At 40.2% G+C, this 11,691-nt stretch carries 10 protein-coding genes; 7 read left to right on the top strand and 3 right to left on the bottom strand.

Annotation, left to right across the window (positions count from 1 at the left end; all coding sequences use genetic code 11):
• Window positions 1–132: 132 nt before the first annotated feature.
• Window positions 133–1,119, top strand: coding sequence for a cation diffusion facilitator family transporter (locus R3E32_09885; GenBank protein MEZ4885022.1), 987 nt, complete (start codon window positions 133–135; stop codon window positions 1,117–1,119).
• Between the two features lie 8 nt (window positions 1,120–1,127).
• Entirely contained in the window at window positions 1,128–2,342 is a 1,215-nt protein-coding gene (locus tag R3E32_09880) for a pyridoxal-phosphate dependent enzyme (GenBank protein MEZ4885021.1), read from the top strand.
• 79 nt (window positions 2,343–2,421) lie between these two features.
• On the opposite strand, the gene pcaF is transcribed toward R3E32_09880, so the two are convergent.
• Window positions 2,422–3,636: a 3-oxoadipyl-CoA thiolase gene (pcaF, locus tag R3E32_09875; GenBank protein ID MEZ4885020.1), complete on the bottom strand. Its 1,215-nt coding sequence runs from the start codon at window positions 3,634–3,636 to the stop codon at window positions 2,422–2,424.
• Window positions 3,637–3,814: 178 nt separating this feature from the next.
• Between pcaF and R3E32_09870 the strand changes: the two genes are divergently transcribed.
• Window positions 3,815–4,981 carry a homogentisate 1,2-dioxygenase gene (locus R3E32_09870; GenBank protein ID MEZ4885019.1) on the top strand — a complete coding sequence of 389 codons (1,167 nt, stop codon included), beginning with the start codon at window positions 3,815–3,817 and terminating at the stop codon, window positions 4,979–4,981.
• A 23-nt stretch (window positions 4,982–5,004) separates the two neighbouring features.
• Window positions 5,005–5,496, top strand: coding sequence for a DinB family protein (locus R3E32_09865; GenBank protein ID MEZ4885018.1), 492 nt, complete (start codon window positions 5,005–5,007; stop codon window positions 5,494–5,496).
• Between the two features lie 53 nt (window positions 5,497–5,549).
• Here the strand turns inward: R3E32_09865 and R3E32_09860 are convergent, their stop codons facing one another.
• The gene (locus R3E32_09860; GenBank protein ID MEZ4885017.1) at window positions 5,550–6,209 is read right to left on the bottom strand and encodes an RNA pseudouridine synthase; all 660 of its coding nucleotides are present in this window, start codon (window positions 6,207–6,209) and stop codon (window positions 5,550–5,552) included.
• Window positions 6,210–6,503: 294 nt separating this feature from the next.
• Window positions 6,504–8,627: a helix-hairpin-helix domain-containing protein gene (locus R3E32_09855; protein MEZ4885016.1), complete on the bottom strand. Its 2,124-nt coding sequence runs from the start codon at window positions 8,625–8,627 to the stop codon at window positions 6,504–6,506.
• Here R3E32_09855 and R3E32_09850 point away from each other — a divergent pair.
• The 3 genes from R3E32_09850 to R3E32_09840 all read left to right on the top strand — a co-directional run bounded on the left by R3E32_09850 (window position 8,613) and on the right by R3E32_09840 (window position 11,581).
• Window positions 8,613–9,905, top strand: coding sequence for a DUF4350 domain-containing protein (locus R3E32_09850; protein MEZ4885015.1), 1,293 nt, complete (start codon window positions 8,613–8,615; stop codon window positions 9,903–9,905). The genes R3E32_09855 and R3E32_09850 overlap by 15 nt on opposite strands.
• Entirely contained in the window at window positions 9,898–10,893 is a 996-nt protein-coding gene (locus R3E32_09845) for a MoxR family ATPase (GenBank protein MEZ4885014.1), read from the top strand. Before R3E32_09850 ends, R3E32_09845 begins: the two co-directional genes overlap by 8 nt.
• A gap of 124 nt (window positions 10,894–11,017) precedes the next feature.
• A complete protein-coding gene (locus R3E32_09840) occupies window positions 11,018–11,581 on the top strand; it encodes an anti-sigma factor (GenBank protein ID MEZ4885013.1) in 564 nt (187 codons plus the stop codon).
• Window positions 11,582–11,691 lie beyond the last annotated feature (110 nt).

Here is an 11,691-nt window from a genome sequence, read left to right as displayed (position 1 = left end):
ATCTAAAAGTGAGAAATGAGGCTTCAATACTTTGATTGTAAGTATGTTGAAATATATCTTCACTTAGATTAGTTTTGTCAAACTACTTAACTGAAAAAAGCTAACTTTGCGCTTCATCAGTTCGTCAATAACTTGAAAACCAATCTCAATATTCGCATTCAATGGTTGGCAGTCCTTGTTGGTTTACTGCTCTTGGGCGTGAAGTTTGTGGCCTATTTTTGGACGAATTCCAATGCGATTCTGACCGATGCCTTAGAATCCATTGTCAATGTACTGGCGGGTGTGTTTACCTTGGCCAGCCTCTATTTTGCGGCACGTCCCAAAGACCGCAATCATCCTTATGGACACGGAAAAATTGAATTTTTGTCGGCAGCTTTTGAAGGTGGTTTGATTGTCTTGGCAGGTGTTTCGATGATGGTCAAGGCAGCTTACAATCTTTTCAACCCTATTGAAATCAAGGGTTTGGATATTGGAATTGGACTGATTGCTGTGGCAGGTTTGGTAAATTACGGCATGGGTTGGCTGCTGATTCGGCAAGGCGAACAGGGCAATTCGTTGGCATTGAAGGCAGGAGGACAACATCTTCAATCGGATGCATATTCGACGGTGGGGCTGTTGGTGGGTTTGGCTTTGATGTATTTCACGCAGGTTTATTGGTTGGATCACCTGATGGCGATTGTTTTTGGAGGTATTATTGGCGCAACAGGTTTTCAGATTTTGCGGAAAGCTTTGGCGGGTATTATGGATGAATATGACAAGGATTTGCTGCAATCGTTGGTGAAGTTTTTGAATAAAAATCGAAAGGATAACTGGATTGATGTTCACAATCTGAGAATTATACAATATGGTGAAGCGATTCACATAGATTGTCACTTGACTTTGCCGTGGTATTTTGATTTGAGGATGGTGCATGATGAGGTTGAAGCTTTTGAGGATTTAGTGAGGAGTGATACGCCCAGAAGTGTGGAATTGTTTGTGCATACCGACCCTTGTGAGTCACCAGCGGCTTGTGGGATTTGCTCTAAACAGGATTGTAAGGTGCGTCAAATGGAATTTCAACAGAGGGTAGATTGGACACTGGATAATGTGTTGGAGAATCGTCGGCATGGGGTTGATTGAAGCCAAATTTGAAAAAAAAAGTCGCTGTTTACCCCCCAAAACCTACTCTTTACACCAGCGATTTGTTTTTTATTGAGAGAGCAAGTATTTTGCGGAAAGCAAATTTCATTTTTTCGTTTTCTTACAAAATCTACTGTATGTATCTCAACAGCATTTTAGAAACAATTGGCAATACTCCTCTTATTAAACTCAACCGAGTTCCTCAACTACACGGTATCAAAGCAACAGTATTGGCAAAAGTAGAATACTTCAATCCCGGCAATTCGGTGAAAGATCGTATTGCGCTACGAATTGTCGAAAATGCAGAACAAAAAGGATGGCTCAAGCCTGGCGGAGTAATCATTGAAGGTACGTCTGGAAATACAGGTACGGGCTTGGCATTGGTAGCAGCGGTAAAAGGGTATCGTTGTATTTTCACGACAAGTAAACCTGCTTCAAACATCAAAATTAGACTTCTCAAAGCATTGGGCGCACAGGTAGTTCACTGTCCGTCAGTGCCTGCAGATGACCCCCGTTCGTATTATTCGATTGCAGCAGCTTTGAAAAAAGCTATTCCCAATTCTTATCATGTCAATCAATACGAAAACCCGATGAATCCCCAAGTTCATTATGAAACAACGGGCCCTGAGATTTGGGAGCAGTCGGGCGGTAATGTGAGCTATGTGATTACTGGTACTGGTACAGGCGGAACACTTTCGGGAACAGCAAGGTATCTGAAGGAGCAAAATCCAGATTTGAAGGTCATTGGCGTAGATGCTTATGGTTCTACTTTGAAGAAGTTTCACGAAACGAAAGTAGTGCCGAAAAATGAAGACATTTTCGGAACAAAGATTGAAGGAGTGGGAAAAGACATGATTCCTTCAACGATTGCTTTCGATTTGATTGACAAATTTGTATATGTGACAGAAAAAGAAAGCGCATTAAGAACCAGAGAATTGGCAAGTTTGGAAGGCATGATTTTGGGTTATTCTTGTGGTGCTGCTTTTCAAGGAATTGTAGAATTGAAGGACGAACTAACCGAAGATGATGTAGTTGTGGTGATTTTCCACGATCATGGTAGTCGGTATGTCAATAAAATGTACAGTGATGAATGGATGGAAGAAGAGGGATTTAATGAAGTATATGAAGATGAAGTAACTCAACAACTCAGAACATCTATTGAACGGGTTTGTACTGCAGCAGAAGCGATTACAATGGTAGGTATGAGGGTAGCGCAGAGTTGAGTTGTAAGAAGAGTAAAATTTTAAGCTATCTAATAATTTTGGACGAAAGGTTCATATTCCTTTCGTCCAAAATTCACTTTTATATTCTCTCCAAAATCACCGCATACCCTTGCCCCACTCCCACGCACATGGTAGCTAAAGCATAACGCTTGTTTTGTTCCTGCAATTCCAAAGCGGCAGAATGTAAAATCCTTGCGCCTGAAACGCCCAGAGGATGCCCAATCGCAATCGCACCACCATTGGGATTGATGCGAGGATCATTGTCCTGCAATCCCAAGGCACGGGTACACGCCAAACTTTGTGCTGCAAAAGCTTCATTAAGTTCAATCACATCCATGTCATCAAGCGTCAAACCTGCTTTTTGAAGTGCTTTTCGAGAAGCACCCACAGGCCCAATGCCCATGATTCTGGGTTCAACGCCCACGATTGCAGAACTTACAATCCTCGCCAAAGGCTTCAATCCGTATTGTTTTACCGCATCTTCTGAAGCAACCAAAACTGCCGCTGCACCATCATTCAAACCCGAAGCATTTCCCGCCGTTACTGTACCGCCCGCCTCTTTGGCTTTGAAAGCAGGGCGCAATTTGGCCAAAACCTCCAATGAAGTACTGGGTTTGATGAACTCGTCTTGGTCAAAAACGATGGGACTCTTTTTGCGTTGTGGAATCAAAACAGGAGTAATTTCTTTCGCCAATCTGCCCGATGTTTGTGCTTTTGCAGCTTTCATCTGCGACCAATAAGCAAATTGATCTTGGTCTTCTCGGCTGATGTCATACATTTCTGCTAAATTTTCGGCCGTTGTACCCATACCATCAGTGCCATATAAATCCTTCATTTTCTGATTCACAAACCGCCATCCAAAACTGCTGTCGTGCATTTCAGCATCTCGACCAAAAGGCTTTGATACTTTTGAAATGACCCACGGCCCTCGTGTCATGTGTTCGACTCCACCCGAAATGAACAAATTTCCATCACCTGCTTTGATGGCTCTATTGGCATGGATGATAGCCGACATTCCCGACGAACACAAACGATTGACCGTTTCGCCTGGCACTGACCACGGTAAACCTGCCAACAACAGACACATCCTTGCCACATTTCGATTGTCTTCACCCGCTTGATTGGCGCAGCCCAAAATCACCTCATCGTAGGCTTCCTTGGGTATTTCTGGATGTTTTTCGACCAGTGCTTTGATGGGGATTGCTCCCAAATCGTCGGTTCGGATGGTCGACAAAGTACCTGTGAAATTGCCGAATGCGGTTCTGATTCCATCAATGATGTATGATTCTTTCATCTATATTTGTTTTATTTTGAAGTCTGTTATCGCTTTAGTTTTCCCAAAATACAACTCATTGGTATAGTAAGTTTACTTGCCTTTTAGCAGAAAACAAACATACATTTGTTTTTTGAATTATCAAATTGTTTAAATTTGCCAACTTACTTTATTTGAATGATTTTCAATTATTATCTCTATGCCTATTTACCACAAACTTGGAAAGATACCCCAAAAAAGACATACCCAATTTCGAAAAGCCAATGGCGAACTGTATTACGAGCAGTTGTTTGGCACGATTGGTTTTGATGGAATGTCATCGCTACTCTATCAGGTTCACCGTCCTACAATGGTGAAAGAAATTCTGGAAAGCGTGGATGTTTCTCCAAAAATTGCCGTACAAAAAAACATTACTGCCCGAAAACTTGTGGGCTTCAATATTGCTCCAAAAGATGATTTTTTGGAATCGAGAGAACCACTTTTGGTCAATAGTGATGTTCATATTGGTTTGGCTGCTCCCCGAAAATCATTGAAGGAATACTTTTATAAAAATGCAGATGCCGATGAAATGTTGTTTATCCACAAAGGAACAGGAACGTTGCGGACACTTTTGGGAAATATCCCTTTTCAATATGGTGATTATCTGATTATTCCCCGTGGCATGATTTACCAAATTGACTTCGATACAGAGGACAACCGTATTTTGTATGCCGAATCTTTTGATCCCATTTACACCCCCAAACGCTACCGAAATTGGTTTGGTCAGATGCTCGAACATTCTCCGTTTTGTGAGCGAGATTACATCTTGCCCGAAAACTTGGAAACGCATGATGAAACGGGAGATTTTGTGATGAAAATCAAGAAGCAAGGAACGCTCCATACTTTGCTGTATGCAAGTCATCCATTTGATGTAGTAGGTTGGGATGGTTACAATTATCCCTATGGTTTTTCGATTCACAATTTTGAGCCAATTACGGGACGGGTGCATCAGCCGCCACCAGTTCACCAAACATTTGAAACCAAAGCTTTTGTGATTTGCTCTTTTTGTCCTCGCCTCTACGACTACCATCCTCAATCCATTCCTGCACCCTACAATCACTCCAATATTGATTCGGATGAGATGCTGTATTATGTGGACGGTGATTTTATGAGCCGAAACAACATTGGGCCTGGCTACATCACTCTGCATCCTGGTGGCATTCCACATGGTCCACATCCTGGAGCGTATGAGCGCAGCATTGGACAAACCAAAACGGAGGAGTTGGCAGTGATGATTGACACCTTTAAACCCTTGAATGTCACCGAAAATGCTTTGAAGATTGATGATGGGGAATATTACCAATCTTGGTTGGAAGGAGCGCATTGATTTCACCATAAAAAAAATACATGATGAATCCATTGTTTAAAGAATCCTTGTGGCAGCAGTTTGGAGCTTCAATTGATATGCTTGAAAATGCTATAATCGCTTGTCCTGATGAACTTTGGGATACAGACTCCAATTTTTGGTACATTGCTTACCACACCTTATTTTTTTTGGATTATTATTTGACGGACGAACCCGATTCTTTTCATCCACCCAAACCCTATACTTTGTCCGAATTTGACCCAAGCGGTGTTATGCCAGAACGGGTTTACAGCAAAGAGGAACTGTTGCAGTATTTGGCGTTTTGCCGTCAAAAATGTAACGATGTTATTTCAAATTTGACGGCTGAAGGTGCAGAAAAACGTTTTGTGACTGAATACAAAAATTACAGTGTTTTTGAGATACTTCTGTACAATATGCGCCATGTTCAACACCATGCAGCACAGTTGAATTTGTTGTTGCGGCAAGGAATGGACAATGCTCCTAGTTGGGTATCTCGTGCGGAGTTGAATTTTTGAAAAACAATCATGCAAAGCAGCTATTAATGAAAGAGTTATTAAAAATCTAATGCTTACTGCAAAAATGTTGATTGGGCTTCAATCTCCTCCCATTCTCCGCTTACCGTATCTCGAAATTTCAATTTTGAAGCATGTAAAGCAATCGAATTTACGCCAAAATCACTGCTTGCACCATATTTTTGATCCCCTACAATTGGACAACCGATTGCAGCCAATTGTGCTCTAATTTGGTGAAATTTTCCTGTATGTGGTTGTATTTCTAATAGATAGCCCTTTTCAGTTTTTTGCAGTAGTTGATAGTGAAGGCGACATTCCGAAGCATTTTTTATTGGAGTTTTAGAGAGAAGGGCTTTTTTGTTTTTCAGGTCTTTTTGTAGCCAATGTATGAGCGTATCTTGTGGTTTTGAAGGGGGATTTTCTACCAAAGCGAGATAGGTTTTGCGGACTTGACGGCGACTGAACTGCTCATTGAAGGCTTTGAGTGTGCTTTTTTTCTTTGCCAATAACAATACGCCACTTGTCACTCGGTCTAAACGGTGTACAATTCCGAGATAAGCATTAGGTTTGGTGTTTTGTAGGTACTGCAATGCCATTTCTTCAATGGTAGGGCTTTCGTAGGGATTTTTTTCAACGATGAGTCCCGCAGGTTTGTTGATAACAAGGTATTGAGGTGTTTCTTTGAGAATGATGGTTTTGAAGGGGATTTTGGTCATGAGTTTTTTGGTTTTTTTGAACGCTACAAGCAAAACATTCAGCAGTATCACTGTGACTTTATTTGCAGAAGAAGGCTGCAAAATCATAATCTAAGGGGCTTAGCAACGACACCACCGAAACCATTAACGTGCCGAAGCTACACTCCTATTGGATTAAATTCGAGCTATTTTCCTACAAATAGGAACAGGGCTATGCCCTTTTTGATGTTGTCAAAAATTGAAATATATTGTTTTAATCCTAACACCTCAACACAAAATCATAGAATCGCAAGCAAAACATTAACACACCAAAGACTACCATTTTAACCGTACCATTGCTTTGATTTCTGACTGCACATTGCCATTGATTAGATTATTGCCCGAACTAATTGTTTCTTGATTAGCGGTGTAAGTTTGGGCAAAACGGAGCCAGCAATGGACATAGCGGCTAAATTCATATTTGGCCATCATGTAAAAACGACTGCCTCTGTCTGCAAAAAATGGGATGCTAAAATCATATAAAACCGAACTTTCATAGGCATAAATGCGAGTGTCAAAAGATTGGGTATCAAACAAAGCAAAACGGGCGGTCAAATCCAAAGGCATTTTTGCCAAAGTATATTTGACATCTTGACTGAGGAAAAAGCCTCGTTGTTTGGCAGTCACACCGTTGTCGAACCAAGACCATTGCAGGCGGCTTTTGAAGCGGAGGCGGTAACTTGCTCGGTAATCTATGTTGTATCGAAAATCTGATTTTTGGCGGTGACTCAATACGTTGATACTGTTTTCACTGTTTGCAGGAGCATTTTGCAGTTTGTTTTCATTGCGGTAGCGGGCATACATTTCCACATTTCGGTTCAAACTGTAATTGAGTTGTGCAAAGTATTCTACGCCCCGTGAAGGGCCATCTACTCGAAATTTTAGGAAAGGATGCTGGAATACATCTGCATATACTTGTAAACGAAATTGGGGAACAGGCAGGATTTCTGCACCTATATAAAAACCTTCTTCATTTTGAGGGCGAGAGGATTCTCCAAAGGCATTGGCGTTGAGGCTTTGGTATTTTTTGCTATAATTTCGGTACAACATTCCTACCGATATTTGGTCTGCAACCTCCACCAATGCACCGTGTAAGGTAGCCATTGCGCCATTATCGCTTACGGCTGTTTCGCCCCAAAGTGCCAGTCTTGACAAGAGCCAACGGTAATCCACGCTTAGATTGAGGAGTTGGTCGCCATTGAACCGAAAGCGGTTGTAGGCATCGTTTGAAGGTTGAAGTGGTGCATTGAACTTGCTGAAAAAGGCATTTCCACCAAGCGAAAAATCTTTGTTTTTGTAGTGAATACTTGCCCCTGTATCAAATCGTTGGATGGCTTTTCTGTCTGCCAATTCTGCGTCAGTTCGGTGCAATCCTGCTACTTGAATGGAGGTAAACTGCAATACTTCTTCGTCCAATACGTCTAAAGTATCTCTTACACCTAGCAATACATTGCCGTCAATGGCTTTGTAGGAAACAAAAGCAGTGGCTTCCCATTTTTCACCTCCAACGGTCGCTGCTGCTCCTCTAAAAAAGCTGGTTTCATTGACTGATGTGTATTTTTTGAGTGGAAATTCTTGTCGAAAAAGGTTCAATACATCTTCTCCTTTTCGAGTTCCAAAACCCGACCAAACTGCCAAGCCTTGCCCAAATTTTACTTCAAAATCTCCCAAGGCAAGATGCTTGAATGGGCCGACATCCCGCATATATACGTGACCTGAATAGAAATCGAAACCCCGTTTTTGCGAACCTTTGAAGAATTCTTCCCCTGCATCTTTTTCGGCAGTGAAGCCATAACTCAGGCGTGTGCCGTAGTTGTAGCGGTAGCGCAGGGTGAGTTTTGCAGGACTTCCTTTAAATTTGCTGACAGCCGTTCCATCCTCTAAGGTGTCCAACTTCAAATAGCCTTGTTGATTCTCCAAAGTTTGTTGATACTGCAAAAACAGTTGATTTTTCCCTTCTAATAAAAGTTCTTTAATCGGTATTTTTTCTCTCGGTTCGTCCACCACTACAAAATTGGCTAAGAGTTTGGCGGTAATCAAATCAAATCCATTGACGACTTGAAGTTCATAAACCGTTACAAATTTTTCTAAGGTTTCTCGATAGGCTAAAAGCGCAATAATTTGTTGGGAAGACAAAAATTGTAGTTCTGAAAGTTCTTCAAAAGAAGCCGTATTGAGGTTGAGGGGATTCAAACGGTAATCCTCCAAACTCTCCAAAATGGTGTTGAAATCGGTGGATCGGTCATCTTCTGCATCCTCCGCCAAGCGTTCTAACAACTGCTCTATGGTCTCTAAATCGCTGGTAGGAATCTGGGCATAGACCGATTGCCACTGATTGACTATCAGTGCAAGTAAGACTACAAAGAGATGTATGGTAGGCGAAAAATGATATTTGAACATGACTGCAATTTACTAATATTTGGGAATAATTCGGAAATATCGGATATTGCAAGCATGAAAGAAAATCGAAAACTGAATTTTCTGGTTTTTTCGCTGCTTTTGTTGCTGATACTCATGGAGGTAATGCGTCCAAAACCTATTGATTGGAGTACGACTTTCTCCAAAGAAGACAAAATACCTTACGGAAATTTCATCTTATTCGATTTACTTGACAAAATATTGCCCCAACAAATAATTGAAACTACGTATCAGCCTATTTACAACCAACTGCAAGACACTACTTTGCTTGCTTCAAAGCATAATTATTTATTCATCAATTGGAATTTTGGATTGGAGGAATTGGATCAAGAAAAGTTACTGGAGTTTGTCGCCAAAGGGAATCATGTTTTTCTGGCAACTCAAAATTTTCCTCAAAAATTGACTGATACACTCAATTTGGAGATTGACAACACGGGGTATTATGGTTTTTTGGAAGATAAAAATGCTCCTGATACAATGGCTTTCAATTTTGTGCATCCCGATTTGAAGGTAGATAGTGCATATTATTTGAAGAGATACATTGCAGATGATTATTTTGAAAGGTTTGATACCTTGAATACCATTGTTTTGGGAGTAAATGGAGAAGATGAAGCGAATTTTATTCGGACTACTTTTGGTGAAGGCTCGTTTTTTTTACACACCAATCCTATTGTCTTTTCCAACTACAATATGACACACGCCAACAATGCGGAATATGTCGAAAAGGCATTGTCACATTTGCCGCTATTGCCTACTTATTGGGACGAATACTACAATGTGGGGCGGAAAGAATTGCAGACTCCTTTGCGGTATTTGCTGAACAACGAGGCATTGAAGTGGGCTTTGTATATTAGTTTGGTGGGGCTGTTGTTTTTTATTGTTTTTGAAGCCAAACGAAAACAGCGAATCATTCCAATTATTCCACCTGTGAGCAATACAACGCTTGATTTTACGAAAACAGTAGGTTTGCTGTATTACCAACATGGCGACCACAAAAATTTGGCTGATAAAAAAATTACCTATTTTTTTGATTATCTGAGAAATCATTATTTTATTCGCAATATTGAGTATGACCTTGAATTTTATCAAAAGGTAGCCAGTAAATCGGGGGTAGATTTGGTTTTGGTGAAGTTGTTGTTCCAAAAAATCATAGACATTCGTACCAAAGCAGATGTTTTACAAGAAGACTTGTTGGAATTGAACAAGGCGATGGATAATTTTTATGCAAGGGTAAAAACTATAGACAAAACAAATGGATAGTAATTTTGAACATTTAGGAGAGAGTTTTGAGCATCGGACTGATTTGAGTGCTTTGCAAGAGTCTGTGGCTGCAATTAAGGCAGAAATAGGAAAAATCATTGTGGGGCAGCAAAAATTTGTTGACCTGTTGATTGCAGCAGTTTTGGCAGATGGGCATGTGCTGATTGAAGGGGTGCCAGGTATTGCCAAGACATTGACGGCTAAATTGTTGGCTCGAACTATTTCGACAGACTTCAATAGAATTCAGTTTACACCTGATTTGATGCCTTCGGATGTGTTGGGTACTTCGGTTTACAACTTCAAAACATCGGAATTTGAATTCAAAAAAGGTCCTATTTTTTCCAATTTGGTGCTGATTGACGAAATCAACCGTGCGCCAGCAAAGACACAGTCTGCTTTGTTTGAGGTGATGGAAGAACGCCAAATTACCATTGAAGGGCATGAATACGAGATGACACCACCGTTTTTGGTTTTAGCGACTCAAAACCCTATTGAGCAGGAGGGTACGTATCGTTTGCCAGAGGCTCAGTTAGACCGTTTTCTGTTCAAAATAGAAGTGACTTATCCAAGTTTGGAGGAGGAGGTACATATTTTGGAAGGGTTTCATACCCGCAAGAATAGCCATGACATTAGCGTGGTACAAGCGGTATTGAGTGCTGATGCTTTGGCAAGGTATCGGGAGCAGGTTCGTGAGATTCATGTTGAGCAAAAATTGATGGAATACATTGCCAAAATCGTGCATACTACTCGCAATCACCAAGACTTGTATTTAGGGGCTTCTCCTCGCGCATCATTGGCTATCTTGATGACCTCTAAGGCTTTTGCTGCAATGCAAGGACGTGATTTTGTAACGCCAGAAGACATCGCTCAGGTGGTCAAACCTACGATGCGACATAGGATTATGTTGAGTCCAGAGAAAGAGATGGAAGGTAGAGTGGCAGATGATATTTTAGAGTTGATAGTGAGTCAGATTGAAGTGCCTAGATAAAATGCCTACTCATACCTTAATTGTCATAGTTCATGCAAATATATTTGCTTTATTTCTACCTTAATTTTATTTTTGTTGAATAATTTGTTCCATTCTATAATCGAAACAAAATAGCCTATTCAATATGTCCTCAATAACGCTTAAAAACGAGGCAAAAAAATACAAGTTTATTCTTGGTATTGCCATTATACTTATCATTATCAGTAAGTGCTTATTGTTTTATTATTATACTCAATATAAAAATATAACACAAGCACTAATTAGTGAAAAGCAAGCAAATTTAAAGTTGGTTCAACAATTTAATGATTCACAACGACTGAATCAAGATGGAACAGTTGAACAACTGGTTGTATTAAGGGATTCTAACAGTAAAGTAATTCGTATGGTTGCTTTTAATGATGCACAAGAAGGAGTTGCCTCTATTTATTGGGATACAGAAACACAAAAGGTGTTTTTGGATGTATTGAATTTACCCGCTCCCCCAAATGACAAAGATTATCACTTGTGGGCTATCAAAGAAGGTCAATCTATGGATGTGGGAATAGTAAAGATAGACGAAGGTATGCAACAATTGAAAGATGTGGCTGATGCAGACTCCTTTGTTGTTACTCTTGAAGAAGGAGAAAATGTTCAACAGCCTAATAAACAATATTATTTTTTGAAGGCAGTAGTCGATAAGAATTCTTGATTGATTCAATAAAAATAAAAATCAAAGTGTAGATAATTTTCTGTATAAAAAATTGATTTGCTTTTTAATAGATTGATTGTTGTTTTTTATTTCTTAGTAGAAAAAATAAG

The organism is Chitinophagales bacterium (assembly GCA_041392475.1).
Classification (GTDB): domain Bacteria; phylum Bacteroidota; class Bacteroidia; order Chitinophagales; family UBA2359; genus JAUHXA01.
Note: the sequence above shows the minus strand (reverse complement) of the source record. Positions and strands in the feature narration are given on the sequence as shown.